Annotated in this window: 15 protein-coding genes; 8 read left to right on the top strand and 7 right to left on the bottom strand. The window is 73.1% G+C overall.

Annotated elements, in window-relative coordinates; all coding sequences use genetic code 11:
- Nucleotides 1-29 precede the first annotated feature (29 nt).
- The gene (locus tag MXD62_RS02055; RefSeq protein ID WP_248827734.1) at nt 30-839 is read right to left on the bottom strand and encodes a hypothetical protein; all 810 of its coding nucleotides are present in this window, start codon (nt 837-839) and stop codon (nt 30-32) included.
- Nucleotides 840-984: 145 nt separating this feature from the next.
- Between MXD62_RS02055 and MXD62_RS02050 the strand changes: the two genes are divergently transcribed.
- From MXD62_RS02050 to MXD62_RS02030, 5 genes are all read left to right on the top strand, one after another.
- Nucleotides 985-1644, top strand: a complete 660-nt coding sequence (locus tag MXD62_RS02050; protein WP_248827733.1) for a response regulator transcription factor — start codon at nt 985-987, stop codon at nt 1642-1644.
- Between the two features lie 20 nt (nt 1645-1664).
- The gene (locus MXD62_RS02045; protein WP_248827732.1) at nt 1665-2867 is read left to right on the top strand and encodes a HAMP domain-containing sensor histidine kinase; all 1203 of its coding nucleotides are present in this window, start codon (nt 1665-1667) and stop codon (nt 2865-2867) included.
- A 152-nt stretch (nt 2868-3019) separates the two neighbouring features.
- Nucleotides 3020-3889, top strand: a complete 870-nt coding sequence (locus MXD62_RS02040) for a universal stress protein (protein ID WP_248827731.1) — start codon at nt 3020-3022, stop codon at nt 3887-3889.
- Between the two features lie 294 nt (nt 3890-4183).
- On the top strand, nt 4184-4969 hold the full coding sequence (locus tag MXD62_RS02035) for a hypothetical protein (RefSeq protein ID WP_248827730.1): 786 nt from the start codon (nt 4184-4186) through the stop codon (nt 4967-4969).
- Between the two features lie 334 nt (nt 4970-5303).
- Entirely contained in the window at nt 5304-6536 is a 1233-nt protein-coding gene (locus MXD62_RS02030; protein WP_248827729.1) for an acyltransferase, read from the top strand.
- Here the strand turns inward: MXD62_RS02030 and mdoC are convergent.
- Both mdoC and MXD62_RS02020 read right to left on the bottom strand, forming a co-directional pair.
- Nucleotides 6442-7722 carry a glucans biosynthesis protein MdoC gene (mdoC, locus tag MXD62_RS02025; protein ID WP_248827728.1) on the bottom strand — a complete coding sequence of 427 codons (1281 nt, stop codon included), beginning with the start codon at nt 7720-7722 and terminating at the stop codon, nt 6442-6444. The genes MXD62_RS02030 and mdoC overlap by 95 nt on opposite strands.
- A 697-nt stretch (nt 7723-8419) precedes the next feature.
- Nucleotides 8420-9508 carry a hypothetical protein gene (locus tag MXD62_RS02020; RefSeq protein WP_248827727.1) on the bottom strand — a complete coding sequence of 363 codons (1089 nt, stop codon included), beginning with the start codon at nt 9506-9508 and terminating at the stop codon, nt 8420-8422.
- A gap of 303 nt (nt 9509-9811) precedes the next feature.
- Between MXD62_RS02020 and MXD62_RS02015 the strand changes: the two genes are divergently transcribed.
- Both MXD62_RS02015 and MXD62_RS02010 read left to right on the top strand, forming a co-directional pair.
- Nucleotides 9812-11950, top strand: a complete 2139-nt coding sequence (locus MXD62_RS02015) for a hypothetical protein (protein ID WP_248827726.1) — start codon at nt 9812-9814, stop codon at nt 11948-11950.
- Nucleotides 11868-13085 carry a hypothetical protein gene (locus tag MXD62_RS02010; RefSeq protein WP_248827725.1) on the top strand — a complete coding sequence of 406 codons (1218 nt, stop codon included), beginning with the start codon at nt 11868-11870 and terminating at the stop codon, nt 13083-13085. Before MXD62_RS02015 ends, MXD62_RS02010 begins: the two co-directional genes overlap by 83 nt.
- A gap of 265 nt (nt 13086-13350) precedes the next feature.
- Here MXD62_RS02010 and MXD62_RS02005 read toward each other — a convergent pair whose 3' ends face one another.
- From MXD62_RS02005 to MXD62_RS01995, 3 genes are all read right to left on the bottom strand, one after another.
- Nucleotides 13351-14046 carry an RES family NAD+ phosphorylase gene (locus MXD62_RS02005; RefSeq protein ID WP_248827758.1) on the bottom strand — a complete coding sequence of 232 codons (696 nt, stop codon included), beginning with the start codon at nt 14044-14046 and terminating at the stop codon, nt 13351-13353.
- A 1-nt stretch (nt 14047) separates the two neighbouring features.
- Nucleotides 14048-14773 (bottom strand): hypothetical protein, encoded by a 726-nt coding sequence (locus MXD62_RS02000; protein ID WP_248827724.1) that lies wholly within the window; start codon nt 14771-14773, stop codon nt 14048-14050.
- A 94-nt stretch (nt 14774-14867) separates the two neighbouring features.
- Nucleotides 14868-18968: a CHAT domain-containing protein gene (locus MXD62_RS01995; RefSeq protein WP_248827723.1), complete on the bottom strand. Its 4101-nt coding sequence runs from the start codon at nt 18966-18968 to the stop codon at nt 14868-14870.
- Between the two features lie 537 nt (nt 18969-19505).
- Here MXD62_RS01995 and MXD62_RS01990 point away from each other — a divergent pair.
- On the top strand, nt 19506-20897 hold the full coding sequence (locus MXD62_RS01990; RefSeq protein ID WP_248827722.1) for a hypothetical protein: 1392 nt from the start codon (nt 19506-19508) through the stop codon (nt 20895-20897).
- Between the two features lie 43 nt (nt 20898-20940).
- On the opposite strand, the gene MXD62_RS39595 is transcribed toward MXD62_RS01990, so the two are convergent.
- Nucleotides 20941-26280 (bottom strand): CHAT domain-containing protein, encoded by a 5340-nt coding sequence (locus MXD62_RS39595; protein WP_248827721.1) that lies wholly within the window; start codon nt 26278-26280, stop codon nt 20941-20943.
- Nucleotides 26281-26316 lie beyond the last annotated feature (36 nt).

Genomic DNA, 26316 nt, shown 5'->3' with positions numbered 1-26316 from the left:
CCTGACGCGACCGGGGAGCGCTGTCCTGCCTACGAGCGGGGCTCGACCGCCATCGCCACCACTGTGGTGGTCCTGTCCGCCGAGTGCGTCTCCAGGGCGAGACCGGGCAGGCCGGCGGCCTGTGCGCACCGGCCGAGCGCGCCGAGAACCTTCGCGTCAGGCGCGTCAGGCGCGTCGCCGGGTCCGCCAGGTGCGTCACCGGGCAGACCGGGCACGTCAGGTGCGTCGCCGAGCACGTCGGAGCCGCCGGATGCCGCTTCGCCACCGGCACCCGCTTCACTGCTGATCACCAGGCCGCCGTACCCGCCCGGACCTCCGCTGGCCACCGGACCTCCGCTGACCACCGGACCGGGCACCAGGACGGGGCCGTCTCCGGGGGCGGAGCCCGGAGGGATCGGCTCGTCCGCCGGCGGCAGACCCAGCACCTGGGTGGTCCCGGGAGCGGGGAAGGTCACTCCCTCGGCCCGCAGACACTCCGTCACCGTCGCGTTCTGTTCCGCGGTCAACGGCTGGATCGGGGCCGGGCCGCCGCCGATGGTGCCGGGGGCGGGTGCGAACCGCTGGCAGGCGTCCAGCGCCGGAGACTGGTGCGCCGGGTCGAGCGTCACCCGCACCGATCGTCGGCCGTCCACCGGTGGGTCGGTGTGCACCTGGGCCCCGTTCGCCACGAGGCACCGGGTGAAGGCGTCGTCCGGTGGGAGTGCGGGAGCGCCGCCCTCCGTGCCGGACTCGGTCGGGTCAGCGGGCTGGGCGGCCATCGCCAGCGCGGTGCCGCTGGCGCCGACAGCCAGCACGATCGCCGTCCCGATCAGAATGTGCGCGGCCCATCGTCGTCTCATGTGCCACCTCCGAATCGTGGCCGCCGCGGATTCGCCGGCCACGACCAGATCTAGTGACCGGGCGATCCGGGTTCCGTAAGCGTCGCCCCTTACGCTTTCTTTATGGCCCGCTGCCGATGATCGACGTGAGCGGAGAGGCGGTCGCGTGCGGATCCTGGTGGTCGAGGACGAGGCGATGCTGGCCGAGGCCATCGCCGAGGGCCTCCGCCAGCGGGCCATGGCGGTGGACACCTGCGGGGACGGGGCCAGCGCCCTGGAACTGGCCGCGCTCCATCCCTACGACGTGATCGTGCTCGACCGGGACCTGCCCGCGGTGCACGGCGACGACGTGTGCCGGGCCGTGGTGGCCGCCGGCGGCGACACCCGGGTCATCATGCTGACCGCCGCCGGGGACATCGCCGACCGGGTCCACGGGTTCGGGGTGGGGGCCGACGACTATCTGACCAAGCCGTTCGCGTTCGCCGAGCTCGTCGCCCGGGTTCAGGCACTGGGTCGACGGGCCCGTGCCGCGGTGCCGCCGGTCCTGACCCGGGCCGGCGTCGAGCTGGACGTGCCGAGGCACCAGGTGTCGCGGGACGGCCGTTTCGTCCCGCTGTCCCGCAAGGAGTTCGCCGTCCTGGAAGTCCTCATGCGGGCGGACGGGTCCGTGGTCAGCGCCGAGGAGCTCCTGGAGAAGGCTTGGGATTCCAACGTCGACCCCTTCACCAACGCCGTGCGGATGGCGGTGATGACGTTGCGCCGCAAGCTGGGGCCGCCCCCGCTGATCGAGACGGTCGCCGGGGTCGGGTACCGCATGAGGGGCTGAGCAGGCCCCGGCCGGCGGCGATGTCGGTCCGGATCCGGCTCGCGTTGACGTGCGGTGGTCTGTTTCTTCTCAGTGGCGTGGTGCTGCTGGCCGTCAACTACATCCTGGTCCGCTCGGCGCTGCCGCCGGCCGCCGCTCCCGCCGTGCGTTCCTTCGGGGGAACGATGACGATGCCCGGACAGCCGGGTCCCGAACCCCCCGATGCCATCGGGACGGGTTCGACCCCGGAGAGCAGCGGGCTGACCGTGGTCAGCGCCGTCCGCAGCTATCGCGGGGGTGTACTGAACACCCTGCTGGTGCAGTCAGGGGTGGCGATCGGGGCCACGCTGATCCTGGCGTTGCTGCTGGGGTGGGTGGTGGCCGACCGGACGTTGCGCCCGGTGCAGGCGGTGGTCGCGACGGCCCGCCGGCTCGGGGCGGACAATCTTGATGCGCGGATCCGGTTGCGCGGGCCACGCGACGAGCTGACCGAGCTCGCCGACACGTTCGACGAGATGCTCGACCGGCTGGCCGCGTCCTTCGACAGCCAGCGCCGGTTCGTGGCCAACGCTTCGCACGAGCTGCGCACCCCGCTGGCTGCTCAGCGCACCCTCGTCGAGGTCGCGATGGGCCGGCCCGGGGCCGAACCGGCGTTGCGCGAGCTCGGCACCCGCCTGTTGACGATGAACGTGCGCATCGAGGCACTCATCGAAGGGCTGCTGGTGCTGGCGCGCAGCGACCGTGGCCTCGCGGCCCGCCAGGTGGTGTGCCTTGACGAGGTCGTCGAGACGGTCGTCGACACGCACCGGGCGGTCGCCGCCGAGGCCGGGGTGGACCTGCGGTGGGAGCGTACCGGCCGCGACCGTTCCGCTCGGCCGCCCGATCTCGTGTGGGGCGACCGGGTGCTGCTGGAGCGGATGGTCTCCAACCTGGTCGACAACGCGATCAAGTACAACCGGCGCGGCGGGACGGTGTGGGTGCGCGACGGCAGGGATCCGGTGCTGTGGGTCGCCAACACCGGTCCCTCGGTGCCTTCGTCCTCGGCCGTCGACCTTTTCGAACCGTTCAGCCAGGCCGGGCGGGGATCGCGGGGGGCCGAGCCCGGCGCCCAGCCCGGTGCCGGGCTCGGCCTGTCGATCGTCGCCTCGATCGTCCGCGCCCACGGCGGCTCGGTCCGGGCCGTGCCCCGGCCCGAAGGCGGCCTGGAGATGGCCGTCTTCCTGCCGACCCGGGAAAGCGCGTGATCCGGACCGACCGCGGGCCCATGGTCCCGGCCGGACCGGGCCGACGACCGGAAACCGCCTGCCGTACGGCCGATGTCCGTCTCCGCCCGCGATGCGAGATTCGAGGCGGTCACTTTCGGGCTGGCAACCGATGAAGACAGGCGGTACTGGACATGGACAGGACAATTCTCGTCGGCGTGGACGGTTCAACAGGTTCGGAAGACGCGCTGCGGTGGGCGTTACGCGAGGCGCGGCTGCGCGCCCGGCCCGTCACCGCGCTGCTGGCGTGGGGCAACGACGGGCTGCCGCGAGAGGTTTTCCGCCGCGTCGTCCGGGCCGATCACGAGACCCTCGAGACCGCGGCGACCGAGGCGCTCGAGCAGGCCGTCGAGCGCGTCGGCTCGGGCGATGTCGACGTGAGCCGCCTGGTCGTCGAGGCGCCGCCGCTGGTCGCGCTGGAGAAGAACTGGACCGGGGCCGAGATGGTCGTGGTCGGGTCGCACGGCCACGGCCCGGTGCACCGGGTGCTGGCGGGCTCGGTCGCGCAGGGCGCGGTCAACCATGCCCGCGTCCCCGTCGTCGTCGTCCGGGGCTCGACCGACCGGGCGCCCCGCCCCGACCGGCGACCGGTGGTGGTCGGCGTCGACGGCTCACGGAACTCGGTCGGTGCCCTGCGCTGGGCCGCCCAGGCCGCCGCGCTGCGCCTGGCCCCGCTGCGGGTCGTCCACGCCGTGGGCCGCACCGAGCCGCTGTACCCCGGGCTGGTCATAAGCGGGCAGTCGGACCTGCTGCGACGGGCGCAGACGATGCTGGACGAGACCGTGGCCAAGGGCCTGCACCACGCCAGCGAGGTCGCCGTCGACACGGTGGTCACCGCGGAGGCACCCGCCTCGGCCCTGCTGCGCGAGGCCGCCGACGCGCAGCTCCTGGTGGTCGGCCGCCGCGGCCGGGGCGGCTTCGCCGACCTGCTGCTCGGCTCGGTCAGCCACCAGTCCATCCTGCACGCCGCCTGCCCCGTCTCCGTCGTCCACGACGAGGAGTGAGCCAATCGGGCCCGGCGAGGCGGTGCCGCGCGGATTATCATTCAATCCGCTAGCGTGAACCTTTCAATCAGCCGGGTGTTCGGAGATCCGAGGATCCAGGGCGAAGGGCGGGGCGTGGCGGAAGACGGCGGGAACCCATCAGGAGAACGACCGGAGGCCGCTTCCCCGTCCGCGGCCATGCCTCCCGCGCACGGGTCGCCATCGCCCTCTTCATCGGCGGAGGAATCGCGGCCAACGGAGAACCCAGCCCCCGGATCTGGCAGTTCCCCGGCGGACCAGGCGGCAGGGTGGGGTGTGCCCGCACCTGGCGCTATGCCGACGGGAACTCCACCCTATGTTCCAGTCGCTCCGTGGCCCGCCTACGGCTGGTATCCACCGCCGCCGCAGCCCTCGTCGTCGCCGCGATGGCAGGGCTGGCTGCTGGTCGCCGTCGCGGTCCTGTCCGGTGCCGCCGTCGCGTTGAGTACGGTCGCGGTGGTCCGCGGCGGCACCGACAGCGATGAAGTGGCCCATGACGTCGTCCGCGAGCTAAACGCTCCGTTCACGGATGAAGAGAACTACGGACCGAGCTCGGATCTGTCGGAGGGTGGCGTGGGCGTCGCCGGGCCGGCCGACTGCCCTGAATCCGCTGGTCCGGCGAGTCCGGGAGCCGAGGCGGCTCAGCGTTCACCGGACGGGCTCGACCCCGTTGTCGCCGCGGGTGACACTGTCGTCGTCCAGTACAGGATACTGGGCTGCGAGCAGCCCACAGCTATCACGCTCACGGTCGAGAATGTGCGTGAACAGCCCACCGCACCAGGCAGTGAATACCCGCCGAAGCCAAAAAATGGCGTCTATCTCGTCGCGGATGTCTCTGCCGAGGTGACCGGAGACTACGTTGCGCCGGACTGGTTCATGTTCTCCGCGGTGGGGCCGGACAACACAATAGCCTGCCCGCTGTTCTCGGAGGCGATGTTCCCCACCGGACCGCTCTCCGCTGGCACCATCGTCACGACAACGCTCGTCTTCGACGTCACCGAGGAGTTTGGCGTCATCCGGTTCGACGACCCCGGCCCCGGCAGCGTTACCTGGCGTTACTGACCTTCCTGGCAACGTCGCGCCGCTTCGCGGCCACCACCCGGCGGCGGGCGAGCGGACCGCCATCGGGCTGGATCACCGAGCGGTACGGGCGGCTGGACCGCGGTGTGCCCGGGCTGGACGGCCACTGACATGGGCGGTGCCGGCGGACGGCCGGGACAGTCGCGCCTTTTGTGGGGGCTGGTCCGGGGGTAGGCGTACCTCTGACGGAGATGGCCGCACCCGCGCGTGCGACGCCTGCCCGAGATGGGTGCGGAGGGTAGTCCTCTGGATGCGGTGGCGTCGGGAACGCCGTCCACGGGCGCGGCTGGGCCGAGGCCTCGAGAGGACACCAGACGTGACGCACGCCAGCTCGGCCCGCGCCCCGGGCCGTCCCGAAGGTCCGCGCCACCGCAGGAAGCGGCACGGATGGCCCTGGGCGCCGCAGGGACCGTGGGGATGGCTGGCGACGCCCGGCGCACGGACCCTCGGCCAGGCGTTCGATCCGCGGCACAACAACCTCAACGCGCTCAGGCTCGTCCTGGCGGCGACCGTGCTGGTGTCGCACTCCTGGGGGTTCGTCCGGGACGAGGACGACCCGCTCGGGAAGCTGACCGGCGGGCCGGAGGCGGGCGAGGTCGCCGTGGACGGATTCTTCCTGCTCAGCGGCTTCCTGATCACCCGGAGCCGGCAACGGGCCCGCTCGACCGGACGTTTCCTGTGGCACCGCCTGCTGCGGATCCTGCCCGGCTTCTGGGTCTGCCTCGCCGTGACCGCGGTGATCCTCGGACCGCTGCTGTGGCTACTCGAACGGGACACCCTCGCCGGCTATCCCTGGACGGGCGCCGACTCGGCGCTGACCTACGTCGCGGCCAACGCCCTGCTGCGGATGCACCAGTTCAACATCGGCGACCTCAACGGCGGCGGCGCGCTCGACGGCTCCCTGCACACCCTCTTCTTCGAGGCGCTGTGCTACCTGATGATCGGGATCCTCGGCGCGATGGGGCTGCTGCGCCGGCGCCGGGCAGCCGTCCTCGGCCTGGCCGCCGCCTGCTGGGTGCTCGCCGCCGCGGACGCCGTCTCCGGCGCGGACCGCCTCGCCGACGCCTACGCGCTCCGCTTCACCTCGATGTTCCTCGTCGGCGCGGTGATGTTCCTCTATGCCGACCGCATCCCGCTGAACCGGCCGCTGCTCGCCGCGAGCTGCTGCCTGCTCGCCATCGCCCTCGCGGCTCCCGCCGCCTACCTGCCCCTCGCGCCCGCGCCGCTGGCCTACTTCCTGCTGTGGGCGGGCACCGGACGTCGTCTCATGCGGGTCGGGAGCCGGCGGGACCTCTCCTACGGCATCTACGTCTACTCGTGGCCGCTGCAGCTCCTCCTGCTCGAGCTCGGCGTCGGCGACGACAGCGTCACCGTCAACATCGTCGCCTCGATCGGCCTCTCCGCGGCGGTCGCGGTCGCCAGCTGGCACCTCGTCGAATCGCCCGCGCTCGCCCTCAAGTCGGCGGCGGCGCCGTCCTGGCTGGGAGGGTTCCTCTCCCGGCCCGCGGCCGTGCCCGACCAGCGGCGCACCCGCCACGCGTCGAGGTGAGAACCGGCGGAGCCGCCGGCACGGCCGCGGGCGGTTCCGACCCGGGGCGTGCCTTCGACGGGAACCTGCCGTTGAAGATTCGCCGGAGGAGCGGGAACCGGAGAATCACGAGATGGTGGGTCGCGAAGGTGGCCGCGTAGGTGGCGACGACCAACAGCATCATCCGGGCCGAGCCGAGACCGGGATCGAAACCGAGCAGGGTCGCGAACACGTAGATCCAGAAGAAATGCAGCAGGTAGACCGAGTACGAGGCGTCCGCCAGATAACGCAGGGCGGGACTCGGGCGCGACCCCCACCGACTGGCCGCGGCGAAAATCGTCGCGATCACCGGAATGGCGAACATCGTCTCGGCCAGCACCCGGCCGGTGCCCATCGCGAGCGTGTCCACCCACCCGTGCCACGACGCCAGCAGGACGAGCCCCGACACCGCGAGAAGAACCGGCGCGGGCCGCTGGAACGACGGCACGAGCCGACCCCTGTCCAGAAACAGCAGGAGACCGAGCAGGAAGAACGGCAGGAACTCCAGGGTGCGGCGGACCAGGTCCGCATGAAATCCCGACCCGATGACGGGCCGGATGGCCTCGCCCCAGCCGATCCGGCCGGCCGCCATCGTGCCCAGCACGAGAAGCGTGATCGCCGTCATGGCGCGGAGCCGCCCCGCGGTGGCCTGTTGATAGCACCGGGTGGAGACGAACCTGCTCAGCAGCTTCACCGCCGCGGGTGTGAGGAGCGCGTACCCGAGGAGCACCAGCAGGAACCACAGGTGCAGGTACCAGTTCAGCCGGCCTTCGAACGCGGGAGCCACGCAGGCTCGCAGGAAGTCGGCGAACGAGATGTCGCTACGGTTGTGGAAGCGGGAGATCAGCCACAGTGTCGGCGGGTTGAACAGCACGAGCGTCGCCACCAGCGGCACGCCCACCGCCGCCAGCCTGCGCCGGAGGGCGAGCCCGGGCCCGTATTTCGCGGTGAGCATCGCGGAGAGAAAACCCGAGACGACGAAGAAGGTCTCCATCCGGAAGAGGCCGGAGGCACGCGCTATCCCGTCGAAGACAGGGTCGTCCCCGAGCGTGGCCACGTGGACGAACACGCCGATCAGCATGATGACGCCGCGCAGCGCGTCCAGGTGGTGGTAGCGCACGCCCGCGGTGGATGCTCCCGCGGCGGGTACTGCCTCCCGCTCCCCCACGAGTCCCTGCCTTCCCGTTTCCGGCCGACGGATACACGCTTTCCCGGCGCCGGATGACGTCGGGAGGAAGCGCAAGGGCTCGCGAAACACTACGCTTCGGAACGTGTCCGCCAATGCCGCGCCGCGTCACTTGCAGGCGGTTCCCGGGATGAGATGCGACACCATCAGGAAAAGGCGGAGCCGCGCCAGACCATCGAACCAGCGGGCCGGGACGGAGCTACCGTCGAATCCCTACCAACGGGCCACCCAAAACAGCCGGAGGGCCTTTGTGACCGCGAGAACAAAAGGGGTTCACCGCACGTTCTTTCCGGCATGAAATTCATACCGCGCCGAGGTCGAGGGCGGCGGGGCCGCGCGAACCGGCGAGATGGTCCCGTCGGGCCACTCGCCCGCGGGCCGGGGCTGGGACCGGGACCGGGCGTGACCGTCTTCTGTCGCTGTTATGCCCGTTAACCGGCCATCGCGCGCCGGAACTGGCAACGCCCCACCCACGATCGTCGCTACGTCTCCTTTCTGGCGGGGAAGACGCCTCGCGGTGAATGACGTCCGGCACGCATCGTGAACGCCTCCGATTCCAGAGAGGTCCCGATGCGGAGCAATGACCACGGTGTTTCTCCCCGCCCACGCCCGCCGGTGGCCGGGCCCGCCCACGACGGCCCGGAGGACGAGGAGGTCGTAGACCCCTGAGCGGCGGCGGCTACAGTTGCCAGCGAGCGCCGTGGCTGCGGCCGAGGCGGGGAGCGGGGAAGGTCAGCAGGCACTCGCCCACCCGGTCGAGCTCCACCGCCGGGAGCCCGGACGGGTCGTCGTCCGCGATGCGGGGCGGGACGCCGTCCAACAGCCACACTCCGGTGGGCGGGCTGGCGGGCGAGAAGCGCAGCCGCAGCTGAAACTCGTCACATCGGGTCAGCGGCGTCAGCCCGTAGTAGTCGGCCATCGCCTGCCCGGGCGCGAGCGTCAGGCGCACCGCCAGCCGGTGGTCAGCGCCCGCGGCAAGCGGGCGGGGCAGCGTGACGACAAACCGGAACAGGCTCTCGCTCGGGCGTTCCCGGGCGGTCAGCAGGCCGCCGGACAGCACATCCGCGTGCAGTTCCCGGCCACCGACGGCCTGGGATCCCGGCCGCGGCAGGCTCGCCGAGAGGACGACGGACTCCAGGCCGTCCCGCGTCGCGACGACGACCCGCTCCTCGTAGACCTCGGGCTGGGGCAGGTCGAGACGCACGAGGGAACGCATCCGCCGCAGGTACCAGGGATCCCGCGCGTCCTGGGCGTCGGGCGCGTCCCGCGCCGGCCGGGCCGTGCCCGGGTCGGGCGGCGGGCCGGGCGGGCCGGCGGGCGCCAGCGCCTCGTCCCGGAGCACGAGCAGCGCCTCGGCGAGCAGCGCGAGCGCCTCACCGAGGCGGCGGCGCACGGTCCGCTCGTCGCGGCCGATCCGGCCGGTCAGCCAGCCGATCCGGTCGATGAGGAAACGGCCCTGCGCCGACGGCTCGAGCCCGAGCGCGGCGGCCGCCACCAGGCGCAGGTCCGCGGGCAGCCGGGCAACGCCGGCCGCGAGCAGGGTCGTCAGATCCGACCGCGGGCTCCGCTCGTCGGCGTCGGTAGGCGACCGGCTCGCGTTCCGCCGGTGGATCCTCAGCAGTTCGTCGATCTCCGGGCCCAGCCGCGCCCGGAGATCGACGGAGGTCGCGCCCCTGCCCCGGCACAGCCGGCCCAGCTCGGCCCGCAGCCGTCCCGCCTCGTCGCCCGAGGACATACTTTCTGGACGAAATCGGTCCGTTGTACTCATTTTCAGGACCTCGGAACATGGGTAGACGGTTCGGCGTACACCTATTGCATCTATACGCACCACTGTCTCATCAATGACATCCGAGGACATCGCATGTTCCATGAACCTATGACACGACATCCGACGCTAAGATGCGGGCCGTCTGACCAGCCGGGGCCGGGCCGCACCGCCGGCCCGCAACCGCGGTGGGCGCGGCCCGCCGCCCCACCTCTCGACCACGGCAGCGGAGGGTAGCCAGCCGTAACCCAGAAAAGACAGAGTTGACGCAGGATCGCACCACATCGCATCGACAACGGGGGAAAGATGTCGGCGCTGACGATGGAGCTGCGGAACACGCAGGTGTCACGATGGTTCGAACCACCGCGACCGCATGCCGCGGCCGACACACCGAACGAGCACGCGCCGACCCGGACACTGCGCTCGCGCCGGCGGTTCTACGCCGCGCTCGAGAAGCACCTGGCCACCGTCGCCGAATATTACGGCGGTGACATCATCCGGCTCGCGCGGGACCGGCCCGGCCTGCGCGGGGTCGCCGAGGCCGCGGGGCAGAACAGCGCCAGCAGCCTCGACCACGTCTTCGGGAGCCGCAGCGCCACCCTGGCCGCCTTCCTCCGGGAGAAGGCCCCGCACCTGCTCGTGCCCGCGGAGCCGGCTGGAAGCCTGGAAAGGCTCGTGCTCCAGGCGAAGGCCGCCTCGTTCTGGCCCTACCGGGAGGGCTGGCTCTCGATGCTGGAGAGCCTCGGGGAACCGCCCCGCCGGGTGGCCGCGGAATCGCTCGTCCGCGTCGTCGCCGAATGGGCCGCGCAACAGCCGCTGGTTGCCGCGACCTGCGACTTCGCCCCGCCGGTCGCCGCGCTGGAAGATCTCGCCGTGGCCGCCGGCATCACCTGCCCGGCCGGCGCCCGGGAGGGGAGGGCCACGACGGCGGACACGGTGGGCGTGGCAGAAGCGGGCAGCGCGGCGGAAACGGTCGGCGCGCTCGCCGAGATCCTGCGCCGCGCCGTTCGGCGCAGCCTCGACGACGCCGGTGCCACCTCGGGTGGCGTGCTCGAATCGGTCCGCGCCGACCTGCACGAGACGGCTTTTCCCGAGGTCGGCGCCGCGCGCGTCCCACGCCAGCTGGAATCGCTGATGACCAGCGTCACCCACCTCCTGCTGCGGATGTCCCCGGGAGAGCGGCGAGCGGTCGCGGCCGAGTTGCGCCGGCTCTGGGAGACGGCGAACAGCCTCCTGCCCACCGATGTCCCCGCGGAGCCCGGACAGCGCGGCGCCGGCGCCGGCGTGGACACCGGCGGCCCCGGCGATCAGGTTCCCGACACCGGGGGTGGCGATGTCCGAGCCGGATGGAGAGGGGTGCGGGAACCGTCGCGCCCGGCGGGAGCGGCGCCGGGCGGTGCCGAGGCGGACGCGTCCACCGCCGCGGCGCTCGAGACGCTCATGCACCACGTCGGCGAGGGCGGCTCACCCGCCGACGCCGAGCGCATCCTGGAGATCCAGCTCGGAAACGTCCCGGCCGACAGCGCGATCGCGTTCCGGATCCAGGCCTGGCTCGAGGAGCTGCGCAGCCGCCGCCGGCCGGCCGCGGAGTCGGCCGCCGCCTGGCGTCGGCTGCGGGAACGGGCCGAACAGTTACTGGGAGCGGACGACCGCGTCGTGCTGAACCTGGGCGCCCTGGCGACCCGCTACGCGACGATCAGCGGGAATCCACGGGCCCTGGACGCCGCGGTACGGAGCTGGGAGGAGCTGGCCGGGCGCCGGGCCCGTCTGCACGGCCCGGATGCCCACCTCACCAGGATGAGCCGGGTCAACCACGCGAAGGCGATCCGGGAGCGCAACGGGCCCGGTGACCTCGACCTGGCCCGGCGGCTGCTGTCGGCCGAGCGGGACGCGGCGGTCGCCGACCTCGGCGCGGACCACCCCTTCACCCTCACCGTGCAGGCGATCCTGGCCTATACCATGATCCGTTCCATCGAGGAGCGGCCGGGCGAGGCGTCGGCGGGGCTCGCCACCGATGTGGAGGTCATCACCCGCTCCGTCGCCGCGAAACGGACGCGGCGCTTCGGCACGGCGGCGGCCCCGACCCTGCGGGCCCTCCTCCTGCACGCTCACGCGCTTCTCCTCGCCGGCCGGGCGGTGGAGGCGGCGGACGACGTCCGGCTGGTGATCGAGCTCGCCCCGGGTGTCCACCCGTCGCTGCCCGCCGGCTGGGCCGAGCTGCTCCTCGCCCGCGCGCTCGCCGACACAGACCGGGGCACCGCGCTCGATGCCGCTCGGGCCTCGTTTCGCCTGCGGGAGAAGTACTATCCGCCTGACAGCCGCGAGGTTCTGGAAGCCGCGAGGTTGGCGGAGGAGCTCGACGATGACCGCTACGGACGTCCCGAGCCCCCGGGGCGGGTTCCCGGCCGGCCGGGAACCGCCGCCCCCGCCGGAACCGACCCATGACGAGCTCGTCGGCGCGCTGAAGCGGGTCCGCGAGCGCGGGCTGCTGCGGCTGCGTGAGGTCGACGCCGAGCCCCTGTGGGCCGCGGCCCTGCACGCGGACGTGCCTGGTGCCGGGGCGCGCTCGCCGTCCGCCGTCGAGACGCTGCTGCGCGCGGCGGTCGACCGGCTGGACGGCGGGCGGCTGGCCGAGGTGGCCGCCTTCACCTTCGGGCTGCTGCCCGGCACGCGGGACTGGCCCGGTCAGGACCGCAGGCGCCGGGGAGCCCAGCTCTACGGCGTCGGGGCCGAGCGGTTCCGCAAGCACCACGAGCCGCTGATCATCCGGCACACCGCCGACCAGATCCTCGCGCTGTGCCGGGAGAAACGGGCCGAGCCGCCGGAGCCATCCGAGCCGTCCGGAGTGGGGACCCGCTCCGGCACCGGGACGCCCGCCGGCCTGCCCGACACCGCGGGGACGCCGGACGCCGTGATGGGGGCCACGGTCGTCACGGCCACGCTCGGGGGCCGGCCCGCCGAGGTCGCCGTCCATCACGCGTCCGTCGACCTGCTCTGTGCGATCGACGTCGTCGTGTCGCCGACCAACACGTACTTCGAGGTGCCGTTGACGTTCAAGAGCTCGATCTCGGCGTGTCTGCGCCGGGCCGCCGCTGTGCGCAACCCGGCGGGCGGCATCCTGGACGACGTCGTCGGGGCCGAGCTGGGTGCCTGGATGCTCGCGAACGGCCAGCCCGGGCTGGCCGTGCCGGGCGGGACGATCGCGCCGACCTCGTCGGGCGAGCTGGGCCGGCGGGGGATCAGGCGGATCTACCATGCGGCGGTGGCGACGCCGCGGGCCGGGTCCAACGACTACGACACCGATCCCGGGGCGGTCGCGCGTGCCGTGGGCGCCGTCTTCGAGCTGGCCCGCCGGGAACGGGCCCGTTTCGATCCGCCGCTGCGCTCGATCTGCCTGCCGCTGCTCGGCGCGGGACGCGGCGGGCTCCTCCCGGCGTCGAGCCTGGCCTGGATCCTCGGCGCGCTCGACCTCGAGCTCGCGGCGGACGGCTCGTGGCAGATCCATTTCGTGGCCAAGGACGCCGAGGTGATCCAGGTGATCCTCGCCGGCCTTGCCCGCCGGCCGGTCCCGCCGGGTTGACGCCGACGGGTCGCGGCCGGCAGGGTCGCGGCCGGCAGGGTCGCGGCCGGCCGAACTACGGCCGGCAGGGTGCTGCATGTCGGCTACCGGGTGTGGGGTTCCACCGCACACCTCCTCCCTGCCGCCTGCCCTCCTTTCCAGCGTGACGAGGAAGCCGGGCGCGAACCCGGGAGCGATCGGGGCGCCGGCCGGGCGAGTCCCGGGCGAGTCCCGCCGGCCGGCGGCCGGCGGCCGTCAACGCGGCGCCCTGTCGGCGGGGCTCGGGTCAGAACGCGGCGGGTTCGTCCGACGTGATCTGGGTGCGGTAGGGCCGCAGGACACTGTTGAGCCACCGATGGCCGGCGGGCGAGTCCAGATCGAGGTGGGGCAGGTCGTGCGTGCCCACCGCGGCCTGGACGTCCACGCCGACCGGGCTCGCGCCGTCCACGCTGTGGAGGTCGGCGTGGAGCATGAGACAGGTGTGCGGCCTGTCCCGCCGTGACTGCCAGACGAGGCCGGCCGCGGTCGGATCCCGCTCGCGCAGCCAGGGCGCCCAGGCCCGGGTCAGGCCGAACTCGCGCTCGGGGGCCTGCACCAGCCAGTCGTCCTGGCAGACCGTGGCGAGATCCACCGCGCTGACCAGGCTGATCAGCCGCAGCTCACGTCGCACCTCGATGGCGGACAGCCGCATCCCGCGCAGCGCCGTGCGGTTGAGCAGGCGCCGCGTGCCGTCGAACTCGCGGCTGCGGACCAGCCGCTCGACCACCGCGGTCGCGGCCCGCGGGGCGGCGTAGAGGTACCGGTAGGGATGCTCGGCGGTGCCGTCGAAGCGCCCGCCGCCCGGCGCGGGCGGCGCCGGCGTGGGATTGAAGGCGTGCGCCGGGCGGCGCGCCTCGTGCACCCGGTACAGCACCGTCCCGGCCGGGATCAGCGCGGCCCGCACCTGGCCGTCGAACTCGTTCGGTGGCAGCCCTGGCGGCATCTCAGGCACCCTCCAGATCCACCCGGGCGGCGGCGATGATGTCGCCGTCGGGAACGCGGCCGACAAGATCCGCCGGTGCGCCGCCCAACCAGGAGTTCCGGTCCAGCCACCAGGAGGCCACGCCCCACGGGTCGGCCTCGGCCTCGAGCAGCCGGTTCACGGTGACGACCACCGGCCGCGGGCGCAGCCGCTCGTCGAACTGGAAGGCCGGGAGCTGGATCATGCCGCCGGCCCGGCGCAGCCGGATCAGGCCCGGGGCGTCGGGGTCGCCGCCGGTCTCGCGCAGCTCGCCCGCCGTGCGGGCCGGCGCCGCGAGCAGGTCACGCCGGACGGCGTTCACGAGCTCCAGATCCTCCCCCAGGCTCCCGAACCGGTCCGCCGCCCCGGGTCCCGGGCCGACCTCGGGTGCAGGACCGGGGGCGGGCAGCGTCCCGCGTGCGTCGATGTCGGCGATCAGCCGGCGCAGTGCGGCGGCGGCGGTGGGCGCTCCGGCGTAGGCCTCGGTGTCATCGATCATGAACGCCACGACCAGCGGATCGTCGGCGGGCAGATACGGGACCAGATCCCCGATCAGGTCGACGGTCAGCGCCAGCTGGTCCTCGGTCCGTCGAGCCGCGGCGATCCCGCGCAGGCCGGCCGCCAGGAGCTCGGCTCCGCCGGGTGCCAGCCGGCGGGCGAGCTCGGCCCGGTCGCGCAGCAGCTCGTCGATGGCCCGTCGCACGGACATCTCGGGTCCTCCTCTCGATGCCAGGTCCGGCCGGCCCGTTACCCGTCCCCGCGTGGTGCCCGTGTCCGTGCGGCCCGGTGTCAGCGGCCCTGTGTCAGCGGCCCTGTGCGGTGAACGCGGCCCAGGAGCAGACGTCGTCGAGCTCAAGATCCTGGCGGCGCCCGCCCAGCCGGGCCTCCCGTGCCGGCCCGGCCAGCAGCGGCGGCATGTCGTCGGGGACCACCCGGTTCCCGTCGAGCATCCACAGCTGGGTCTGGCGTAGCGCCTCGGCGGGCAGGATCGCTCCCCTGGTCCGCGCCAGGTCGCCGAGATGGCGGTGGAACATGAACATCATGATCGAGGTACGCAGGTCGAGGACCTTCCAGCGGGCCGCGATCACCGCGGCCCATCCGGCGGCGAGCAGGGCGGTCGACAGCGCGAGGGCCTCGTCGTGGTCGGAGTCGCTGGCATCGCTGGCGCACGAGAACAGCACGACCAGGCCCGCCGGCCCGGCCGCGTCAGCCGCCGTCGTACCGGTCCGCCGGGCCGGAAGGACTCGATCGGCCTGGGAAAGGATCTCGCCGACGGTGAGGTTCCCCCCGCTCGGCGGCGGCTCGGCCTCCAGCGAGGCCGGCGCCGCCAGCCGCACGTAGGAGGCGAGCGGGTCGTCCTTCTCGACCGTGGCGTGCGCGCCCAGCTGCAGCAACGAGGCGGGCATGGCCCCGCCCGGCATGTGCTCCAGGATCTCCCCGGGGGTGCCGCGCCCGGGCGCCCCGGACAGCGCGGGCCCGTACAGCCGGCCGTCCGGGTAGACCTTGCCCACCAGGTTGCGGGCCAGCACACGGGCGAACGACAGCGACGCGTCCGGCACGACGACGACGGGACGGGCCCCCGGCGGCGGCAGGACCCGCCCGGAGGTCTCCACGAACTGGCGCGCGCTGGCCGCGTAGGAGATCACGGCGTCCTGGACGGCGAGCCGCCCGCCGGCCGCCGCGCTCCGGGCGGCATGCCACGGGACGGCACCGAGCCGCCCGCACGGGACCAGCACCAGCCGCGGCGGGTCAGCGGCGTCCTGGGGCCGCCGGGCGCTCAGCCAGTCGAGCAGCGGTCCCATGGCCACTTCGCCGGCCCAGTCACACAGCGGGCCCAGCGCCGACCGCCAGGCCTGGCGCCGGTCGTCCAGCCCGCCGGGAACCGCTGGCCAGGGCAGCGCGGCTGACCCGGGCAGATCAGCCGTCCCTGGCGGCTCGGCGGACCCGGGCGGCGCGGCCTCGAGGTAGGCGCTGTGCGCCGTGACGTAGCGGTCGAGCTCCCCGCCGGCCCGGTCGGTCAGGCCCGGCAGGTCGACGGTCACCCAGTCCCCGGCCGCCCGGTCCCCGTCGACGGCGAGCACGAGCGCGTACCCGGGCGAGTCCTCGGCGCCGGGCAGCAGGTAGATCATCGCTTCCGCGCCCACCGTGCGCAGCGCGCCGCGGACGTCATCGAGGGCGGGTGCCTCGAGCAGCGTCTCGAGCGGGGACCCGGCCGGGGCCTGCCGCAGCGCGTCCAGCGCGCGCAGGCGCAGGTCGCTGGGCATCTCGAGCAGGACGGTGGCGAGGTCGATGCCCGCGGCGCCGGTGTCCGGGTCGACGGGTCTGGCCACGGGCAGCGGCGGGGCGGCCCGCCACTGCGCGGCGATGTCGGCATGGCCGGCCGCGTCGAGGAGTTCGGCGGCGGTCGCCGTCGCCGTCGCCGCGTGCAGGACCAGGCCACGGCCCAGCTCGAGCGCGGCCCAGGCCGTCGCCGCCGCGTCCGCGTCGCGCCGGCACCGCGCGCATTCGTGCAGCAGCCAGCGGCTGACCTCGATCGCCCGCGCCGCGGCCTGCTTGGCCACGGCGAGGCGGTCGGCCACGTCATGCTGGAGCAGCACGTCGGCGACACCCGTCCGCAGCGCGGCCAGGCCGGCGCGGACGCCACGGCCGTGGTCCTCCGCCCTGCCGCGCTGCCGCAGGGCCCGGTACAGCGCCCACTGCGTCTCGGCGGCTCTCGCGATACCGGGGTCACCGGCTCCCGCCCCGACGCTGTCAAGCAGCGCGGCCACGTTCTGGTCCAGGTCGGCGGGGTCACCACTGAGCTCGTGCCGAAGGCCGTAGGCGAGCCCCAGCCCGACGTGCAGGCGAGCTTGTTGCAGGCGGAGCGGGGCACCGCCGGCGAGCAGTACGCGGATCCGCTCGATCGCGGCGTCGAGCGCGGCGAGGTCCTGGTCGAGCGCGGCGTGTGCCAGGGCGGCGAGCGCCGCGCCCATGACGATCTGCCTGCGCAGGGCGGGAGGCCCAGGCGCCTGCTCGTCCGCACCATCGTCGGCGGCCGCTTCCATCAGGACGAGGCCCTCGCGTATCCGCGCCGCGTCTGCCTGGGCCTGTCCCAGCGAGAGGATCGCGAGGCCAAGGCCAAGGCGCAGCGTGGGCGCCAGGATGAAACCCCGCGGCACCCGGTCCATCGCCTCGCGCAGCGCCAGGGCTGCCTGCTCGATGGCCGCGATATACGCGGTCCTGTCCTGTCCTGCCGCCTTTTCTCGGTGCAGCGCGTTTTGTAGCTGGACGTAGGCGCTCACAGCCTCGACCATCGACTCGTCCAGATCGTCGACGCCGAGACCCGTCTCCCGCGAACTCTCGATGATCGAGCGTGCCTGACCAAGAAAATCCCGAGCGGTCAGGACGTCGTCGTACACCCCGTACTGGTGTCCGCGCTCGCTGAGAAACGCACCGATCGTGCCCACCAGCGACACGCGTAGATCGTTTCCCGTCGGGAGATCGGCGTACGCCTGTTCCAGCAGGCCCTGCGCCGCGAGACGCTCCCGCTCGGCACTCGCCGGGTCCGACTGCTCGGTGATGGCGGCGAGCATGCCCGCGACCCCGGCCAGGTAGCGGTCCTTGGCGAGGTCCTCCGCCGCCGCGCTGCCAGGTTGCGGCGGCTGGTCGTTCCAGCTGGCCAGGACCTGCCGGGCGAGGTCGTTCGCCTCCCGTACCAACGAGGGGTCCATATGAGAGGCGGCGGCGCTCACCGTCGCCCCGAACAGCTGGCGAAGCGCGACAGCCCGGTCGGGGTCGTCCTCGTCCATCCCGGCGAGACGCCGGCTGAACAGCTCGCGCGAGGCATCTATGTCGTCAATCGACCCGGTCATCTGCGACCGGCGCGTGCGAATCCTCCCGAGGATCTCCAGCGCCGGCTCGGCGGACGACTCGTCGACGGGGAACAGCTCCGCCAGCCGGTCCAGCCCGTCGATCAGGCCGCCCAGTTCGGACGGATCCGCCGGGAGGCGGCTTTTCTTCGAGAGCACCACCCCCAGCCCGTTGAGAAGATCGATGTATTTTTCCTTCCCGGCGAAGGCGGGAGCGTCGGCGAGCAGGCCCGCGGCGGACCCGATCAGCTCCCCGAAGTCCTCGAGCGACTCCGCGGAGGCGGCGGGCTGCTCCGGGGCTGCCTCGGGTCGACGATCCGGGCTCATGCCCAGGGCCGGAGGCTCCCCGGACCGCGCCGCACGGGCAGCCGGGGCTGCGTCGCCCTCCGTCCACAGCCCGGCGCCGGAGAGCAGGATCATCCCTCGCACAACCCGGGCGCCGCCCAGCAGGCTCTGCGCCGCGCCCCGCAGGTGCTCGGGTACGGCACCGGTGCTCTCCAGCGTCTGCAGATGCTGGATCGCGCGCTCCACGTCGTCCCGCGCCGCCACGCCGGCAGGTTGGATGTCGAGCGCTCGCGCGTCACGCAGGAAGTCCGGGCCGAACGCCCCGCCCGCAATCATCGCGCTGGACGTCTCGCGGAAGAACGCCAGATGGTCCTCCGGGAAGACACGGAAGAGCAGCAGCCCAGCGAGTTGCAGCCGGGCAACCGCGAGCTCCCCCGGGTCGACGTCGACGAGTGCCACCACCTCCTCGAGCAGGCGGATCGCCGTGTCGCGGTCGGCCGGGCCGGAGTGGTGCCGGGAGTAGCGGAGCATCAGCCCGGTAGCCAGGCGGGCGCTGACGGACGGGCGGCAGTCGTCCTCGGCCGGGAGCAGCCGCAACGCCTCGGTCAGCAGGCTGATCGCGGAGTCCAGCACGCTGGCGGGTTCGACGTCGGGGCCGCCGCGCCGGTAGCGGTCGAACAGCTCCGTCCCGCGCTCCACGAGCTGGTGGGCAGCGTCATCGACAGCCTCGCCGGCCGGTGAACCGGCCGGTCCACCGGCGGCTTCGTTCAAGCCGGCCGCGGGGCCGCCCCCCGTATCGACCCCGCGACCGGCAGCTCGGTCCGGATCGATCCGCTCGGGGGGCCCCGCGGCGCGACCGGAACCGGTCTCGGTCGCGCGTGGCGGCCCGTCATGCGGTGCGCCGGCGGGCGGGCGGCCCGGGTGCACCGACGAGGGATCGTCCGGCCTGTGGGTCATGCATCAGCCTCCACTGCGACGCCGTCCGGCGCGGGCGGCCACCGAAGGCGGGACCGCACGACGCAATTGTTATCACGGCTATCCGTGATGCGCGAGACCTCCAGTTCTTCGCCACGAAACCGGAACAGGAACGCTCCAGTTTCGACGGTGGTAATCGGAACGGTTGCGCCTCCAGTTTCCCCGGGAACTTCTGGAATGAAGGACCGTACTGGGACAAGATCCGGACATCAGGTATGGTCCGAGTTATCCCCGTTCCGCTCGGGCAACTTGCTCCACGACTGGCTACCAAGCGTAGCCGGTAAGCCGTCACCACGGTCCGACACACGGCCGGCTCGGAGGTTCGAAGACGCGATGCCAGGCGACGAGGCGAAATACATCCTGATCACGCAGTGCGTGCAGAACGACTTCCTCTTCAATCTCAACTGCCGGCTCAGGCTGCCGGACGATGCCGTCGGCAAACTTTTCCTGCCGTCCGGTCGAGGTGGTTTCGAGCAGCGCGGGAACCGCCGGACCATCGACGACCGGACGATCCGGAGAAGCCCGTTCGGCCGGCTTCTCGCGGCGACGGCGGGCGAACGTCTCCGCGGCCGCGGCGAGGGCGAGCTGCATCTGGTGAACGTGCGCGACTGGCACGTGCCGAGCGACGAGTACGACCTCGAGCGCCGCGGCTACGGCCCGCACTGCGAGGCCGGAACCTGGGGGGCGGACTACCCGAGCGCGCTGACCGGTTTACTCGACCCGACCGGCACACGTCGCCGGAGCGCGCACCCGGAGCCGACTCGCGGCAGGTGGTCCTCCGATGGCAGCAGATCCGGGTCGCTGGTGGTTCACCACATCCATTCGAACAGTCTGTTCGACCTCAACGACCATGCCTCGGGTGAACACAGCGAGCTCATGGACACGTTGAAACCGATTATCGAGTCAGCCGGTGCCGACAACGTGCGGATCGCGGTGGTCGGCGTGTACACCGACATCAAGGTGCAGATCCTGCTGCAGAGCCTCCGTGTCGCCTTCGCTCCGAAGCACCTGGTGGTGTCGGACTCGCTGACCGCCAGTGTGACGCTCGACCGCCATCTCGCCGCGCTGGACTTCGCGCACAAGGTGCTGCGGGTCGAGGTGATGCACGGCGTCAGCGACCTCGCCCATTTCCTCGGCAGCGACGAGGACCCGGAGGAGGAACCGGCCTCCGCGATGGCGGCCATCGCCTTCGCCGACTACGCCCAGTACTTCCGGGACAGGCAGAGCATCGTCTCCTACGAGGAGACGATGCTCCGCGGCTACCGCCAGCAGATGGCCGGCCGGCTGCGCACGACAGTACGGCTGGTCAACTTCACCAACACGTTCCTCATCGCCTGCGGGATCCTTACGCTGGGCTCCTCCGTGACGCTGGCGGTCATCTCCTCCTTGCGGCCCGACAGCGTTCCGCTGCTCGTGCCGATGCTGGTTCTGGGGCTGTCAGCCGTCCAGCTCGTGTCGAGTTTCTTTCGGCGGCCGGCCGTGTCGCTCGCGCAGATGCTGAGCAACGAGGCGGTCTTCCGCATACTGCTGGAAAGTCGCAGCCTGCGGCTCGCCCTCGCCAGGTACCACTTCACCGCGCCGAACGCCCTCCATCCGGACGGCGACTCCGCGGCGAGGACCGAGCTGGTCCGTCAACAGCTCGACATGCTCGCGAACCTCGACCGGGTCGACTTCGACCGTTTCGAGACGCTGGGCAGCCAGGACCGCGACCCCGGAACCCGCTGACGGCCAGGTGGCCGGGCCGGTCGTGGCGGCCCGGCCCCGGCGTTCAGATTCCGTGGTGGACGAAGCCGGCCCAGCTGGTCGGGTGGTTCAGCCGTGCGTCCGGGAGCGCGGCGAGATGCGGATGCAGACCCAGCCGACTGTTCGGACCAGGCGTGAGCAGGTCGAGCTGGGCTCGCCGCAACGCCTCCGCGGCGGGGTAGCCCATGTGCAGGTGGTAGTGCAGGCGGTAGGTCAGCACGGAGCCGGTGTCGTCGTCGACCGGCCAGCGGGTGGCGATGACGCCGGTCGCGCCCGCGACGAGGATCGCGGTGGCCAGGGTCACCGACTCGTCGAAGTGGACCCGGGTGCTGTCGGTCAGGCAGACGTTCGTCACGACGAGGCCGCCGGTCGCGTCCGGCGGCCGGTTCCTGGCCTGGCTCAGGATCCGCGTCAGCGGGAGCCAGCCGTCCAGCGTCTGCAGGGCCGCGGTCGGGGCGTCGCCGCCGGAGCCGTCGCCGGGACGGAACGCGCCGTGGGTGTAGAGGTGGAGCAGTGACGCGCCCGGTTGGTCGTCGCGGGGCAGCGCGCCGAGCACGGCGTCGTCCGTGGCGAGCCCGGTGGGCGCGTCCTTGCGGCCGTAGAACTCCGCGTTCGGGTACTGCCGACCGACGAGCCTCTTGGCGGTGTCCCTCGCGTAGGGGGACGTCCCGGCGGGGTCGACGACGAAGACCACCCGCCGAGTCAGGTCCTGCCGGGGCCGGCGGGCGGTCTGGATCAGCAGGCGGGCCGAGGCCGCGTGGGTGAGTACCAGGTCGTGCACCGCGTACCGGCGCCCGCCCGCGACGGTGGGATCGGGCGTCCACGCGGCGGCGTAGGGGACGGCGGCCAGCTCGCCGAGGGGGATGAGCGCGATGTGCGGGGTCCGCCCCAGTGCCCAGCCGCGGGTGTGCTCGACCAGCGGGCCGACGATGTGGGTGTGAGCCCAGCGCCCGAGCTCCTCCAGCGCGTCCGCCCACGGCTGTCCCGACGGCGAGCCGCGGAAACCGTCGGGATAGCGGATCGTGTCGTCGAAGTCGTCCACCGCCTGGCCGAACGCGGCCAGATACCGGTCGATCGGGGAGCCGGGCCCGGTCTCGACACCGGGCAGGTCGATGACCGCCGATTCCCGGGAAAAGGCCCGCAGTACGAGAGCCCGGCAGCCCGCGGCGAACGGACGCCGTGCCGGCCCCGGATCGCCACCCTGCCCTCGGCCCCCCGCCTCGCCGCCGGCCGCCGCTTCGCCGCCAGCCCCCTCCTCGGTCGTCGTCGGCGGGATCAGGTAGACGACGGCGTCCAGCGTCGTGCCGGTCAGCATCATTCGGATCTCGTCCGCCGACGGGGTCAACAACGGCGGAGCACCGTTGCTCCCGATGTTCCACAGTCCGTTCAGGCCGGCGAGGCGGCCCGGCGTGTCGCCGCGGCGCCATCCGTCGGCGAGATCGTCGTGTCCCGCGCCACGCAGCAGCTCCTCCACCCGGCCGGTGATGGCCGCGGAGGCGAGCACGAGGCCGCGGCCCGCCTCGGCGATACGCACGGCGGCGTCGTGCTGACCGTCGGCCAGGCACCAGTCGACGGCCCGGGCCACCGTCTCGTTCGCCCGCGTCGCCGCCTCCATCGCCCGCGCCGGATGGTCGTCGATCAGCACGCAACGCGCCAGTTCCCGCACGGCGGCCTCGGCCGTGCGCTGCGCGTCGAGCCGCGCGCCCGGCCGGATCGACCGCTCGTGCAGCTCCTGGTAGCACCAGGCCAGGACGTCCATCAGATCGGCCCGCGCGGCACTCGGCTCGACGTGCGGACTGATCGACAGCGAGCGGCTGAGGTGCTCGACCGCGTCGAGCAGCGTCATCGCCAGCGCCCGGCTCCCGCCGGGGCCGGCAGGGCCGGCAGGCTGATCGCCGGCAACGCCGTTGGCCACGGCGGCGGCACACGGACCCGTCACGGCCGACGGGTCCGCCACCTGCTGCCGGTACAGCTCGGCGAGGCAGCACCCGAGCATGCCGTCGACCTCGATCCGCAGGTCGGAGTCGGCCAGGGCGCCGGCGAGGGCCGCGTGCAGATCAGCGGTGGCGGCACGCAGCAACTCGGGCCGCGGCCGGTCGGGGCGGCCGGTCCGGCGCCCTGACCGCGCTCCCGGCTGGAGATCGCCGAGGGTCTCGGCGGCGAGCGCGAGGCCGCGGCGGGCGAACTGGCGGCTGTCCTCGTCCGGCAGTGGATCGGGGCCGGGCGCCGCGGCCCACGCGGACGGCGCGGGGGATTCCGGACGCTCAGGTCGTCCACGCGCGGCGGACTCGTAGATCATCTCTGCGAGCGGCCCTCCGTCGCCCAGGGTCGTCAGCACACCCCGCATCAGTTTCAGCCCCGTCAGCTCGTCGTGCTCCTCCGCACCTGGGATGCCCGGCAGGCCGGGCCCGGCGAGACCACGTGATCCGCCCGGACTGCTGGCCAGCCGCTCGGCCAGGGCCGGATCGTCGGCGAGCAGTTTCTCCATCCGCCCGGCCGTCCGCAGCGCAACCTCGCTGGCCTCACGATCTCGGTGGTAGATCGCCTCCGCGACCGCCCACACGTAGAGCTCCCGTGCCTGCGTGTACCACCCGGCGGTCAGATCTCCGGCGGGCAGCATCCGCTCGACGGCGGCGAACCCGAGCCGGGCGGACCGCGGTGTCCCGCCGTCCCCTCCGTCAGCCGGCGCACCCGCCCCTGCCCGCTCCCGCAGGCCACCGGCGACGCCGATGGCCACGCTCAACGTCACCGCCAGCTGGCCGTCCGCGGGGTCGGCGGCGGCCTGGGCCGCCCGCAGCGCCGCCTCCGCCCGGGCGAACGGACCGCTGGTGTTCCGCTGGACGACGGCGGCGACGAGAAAGCCGAGCAGTGGTGCGACAGCGGTCCGCGGCTCGTCCCCGGCCATGGCCCGGACAGCCTCGACGGCCGCGTCGAGCGCCTCGGTCAGATCCCGGGGGGAGCCGGTCAGCATCGCCCGCTGGCCCAGCATCCGGGCCAGTGAGCTGAGCACGGAGGCGTGGTCGGGGTGGCCGGCGGGCAGGCCGCGCCGGACGGCGCGCAGCGCGTCGACCGCGGCCGCGATGTCGTCCGGATCGCGGCTTTCCTCAGCATTGCGGGCCACAGCTCGCGCCCGCGCGAAACCGCCGCCCACCTCGTCCAGCATGGCTGCCGCTACGTGATCGGGGTCCTGCCCGGCGACCGGCCGTGGGTCTGGCCGCGGCGGAGCGGGTGTCGCAGGCGGAGCGGGTGTGGCAGCCGGAGGGGCCGGAGCAGGTGCGGCGACCGGAGGGGCCGGAGCAGGTGGGACCGACGGAACAGGCCGGGGAGTCGGCCGCGGTGGTTTCGTTGGAGGAGCGGACGGGACGGTGCCACGCCGACGAACCGCATCACGCGCCAGTTCGAGGGCTCCCACGAGCCGGTCAGCGGTTCCCACCATCGGGAGGAGCATGCTGGCGAAGGCCGGGGGCGGCGTGACCAGCTCTTCTCGCACCCCCGTCAACCGCCGGATGGTGTCGTCGTACCAGGACACATCCCGATCGCCCACGCCGTCGCGGAGGTCCATCCCGATCCTGCCCAGGAGCAGTGCCGCGCGTAGGAACCCCTTCATCCCCGCCAAGCCGTCGAAAGCGGGTCCCATGCCGCGCATGGGGTCGTCCCCGACCTCGAGACTGGAGATGATCTCATCGACCTCGGCGCCCGCGGGCCAGTCCGCGGGCTCGCCCGCCTCCGTAGCGGCCCAGCAGGCGCTGAACCGGGTCACCATCTGCATTGCCCTGGTGAAGGCAACCTCCCCGCCGGACAGCCCCAATCCCTCGGCGCCGGCAAGCAGACTGCCCAGGTAGCCGGTGAGGGCCTCGCCGGTCATCGCCTCAGCGCCAGGCACGCCCGCCAGGTCGATCAACCGCAGAGCATCACGACTCAGCGACTGATAGTCGCCAGACAGCCTGGGGGTCATGAACCGCAACAGCTCGGCTGTGTTGTGGGACCATTCGGCGGTGTGCCGCATGGCGGCCCAGTCGACGTCCCACGTCGGATCCGGCTGTTGCAGCCGGAAGGAACCCGCCGACATGGCCTGAGTCGAGGGCGGCGCGGCGGTCGAGGGCGGCGCGGCGGCGGCGCCGACCGGCCCACCGCCCGCGGCGGGTGACCCGGACCCAGGATCGGGTGCCCCGGACCCAGGATGTGGATCCGCGGGCAGGAACGCCGCCAGCCGCGCCCGGCCACGCTCGACCGCGATCACCATGGCGGGTGGCTGTTCGCCGAGATCGGGCTCGGCAAGCCGCAGCAGACCCTCCCGGGCCAGCTCGGGCAGCCGGTCGTCGTCCTGGGGCAGGTGACCGGCGAGGTCCGCGACCGCCAGGCCGAGCAGGAGTGCCGTCCGCCCTCGATCGCCTTCGCCGACCTGGCCACACAGCTCGCGCAGCCGGTGCACGTTGGTCTCGTGCACGGCGAGCTGCTCCGGCCGGACGGGCACTGGCTCCTCGGGCCCGTGTTCGGGCCTGTCCGGTGCGTCCTGCCAGGGCTCGACGGAGGGCGTGACGGGCGGCGCGGCAGCGGGCTCGGTCGTGCGCTCGTCCGCCGCCGCCGGAGCCGGCGGAGCCGAAGCCGGCGGAGCCGAAGCCGGCGGAGCCGAAGCCGGCGGAGCCGAAGCCGGCGGCGGCGCGCCGGTGCCGGGCCGCGGCGCGTCCCCACCGGCGCCCGGCATCTGCCGCACCATCAGATTCAGCATGGCGATGGTGTCCGCGCCTATGGGAAGGTTCTCCAGGGACACTCCCGCGAACTGTTGATGTGCTCGGGCCAGTAGTGCCGCCTCTGCCGCACGCGCCTCGCCGGACCCTTTCCCCGCGGCCTCGGACTGCCGCCGCGCCAGCTCCAGCAGCAACGTCCCGGTGATCCACCGGGCCGGCGCGGCCATGGCGACGACGCCCGCCATACTGGCGGGCAGGGACTCGGCGCCGGACATGGCCGTGAGCACAGCGTCCAGCTCCGCGACCGCGTCCTCGATCTCCGCCGTCGAGGCCTGGTCCTCGGGGCGCGCGGTCGGCCGGAGGCAACGGAACGCCTGGCCGAGGGCCAGGATGCCGCGGGCCCCGAGCGTGTCGTCCTCGCCGGTGTCCGTACGGATACCGCGGTCCGCCTCCTGCTTGATGCCGGCCAGCAGCTGGTCCTCGGTCTCCGTCCACCGGCCCTGCATCATCGCCTCGAAGAGGCCTGCCGCCGCCGACAGTATCCGCAGCCGGCCCCGTCCTGGATCTCCCTCGGGAAGACCGGACGCGACGGGTCCCAGGTCCCGCAGTGCCGGCAGCACTCGTACGAATTCCTGCAGGTCGGCGGAGTTCGACGCGAAATAGTCGGCGGGTTCCACGAGCCTCCCCTTCTCGGCCGGGCCGGCTCAGCGGAG

Origin of the sequence: Frankia sp. Mgl5, from assembly GCF_023242985.1 — a bacterium.
In the GTDB taxonomy this organism is placed as follows: Bacteria; Actinomycetota; Actinomycetes; order Frankiales; family Frankiaceae; genus Parafrankia; species Parafrankia soli.
Note: the sequence above shows the minus strand (reverse complement) of the source record. Positions and strands in the feature narration are given on the sequence as shown.

What these genes read in the sequence shown, in the direction of transcription:
- MXD62_RS01990 (WP_248827722.1), top strand. Translation starts at nt 19,506, where the DNA reads ATGCCAGGCGACGAGGCGAAATACATCCTGATCACGCAGTGCGTGCAG.
- MXD62_RS02020 (WP_248827727.1), bottom strand. Translation starts at nt 9,508, where the DNA reads ATGAGTACAACGGACCGATTTCGTCCAGAAAGTATGTCCTCGGGCGAC.
- MXD62_RS02000 (WP_248827724.1), bottom strand. Translation starts at nt 14,773, where the DNA reads ATGTCCGTGCGACGGGCCATCGACGAGCTGCTGCGCGACCGGGCCGAG.
- MXD62_RS02045 (WP_248827732.1), top strand. Translation starts at nt 1,665, where the DNA reads ATGTCGGTCCGGATCCGGCTCGCGTTGACGTGCGGTGGTCTGTTTCTT.
- MXD62_RS02015 (WP_248827726.1), top strand. Translation starts at nt 9,812, where the DNA reads ATGTCGGCGCTGACGATGGAGCTGCGGAACACGCAGGTGTCACGATGG.
- MXD62_RS02040 (WP_248827731.1), top strand. Translation starts at nt 3,020, where the DNA reads ATGGACAGGACAATTCTCGTCGGCGTGGACGGTTCAACAGGTTCGGAA.
- MXD62_RS02055 (WP_248827734.1), bottom strand. Translation starts at nt 839, where the DNA reads ATGAGACGACGATGGGCCGCGCACATTCTGATCGGGACGGCGATCGTG.
- MXD62_RS02010 (WP_248827725.1), top strand. Translation starts at nt 11,868, where the DNA reads ATGACCGCTACGGACGTCCCGAGCCCCCGGGGCGGGTTCCCGGCCGGC.
- MXD62_RS02005 (WP_248827758.1), bottom strand. Translation starts at nt 14,046, where the DNA reads ATGCCGCCAGGGCTGCCACCGAACGAGTTCGACGGCCAGGTGCGGGCC.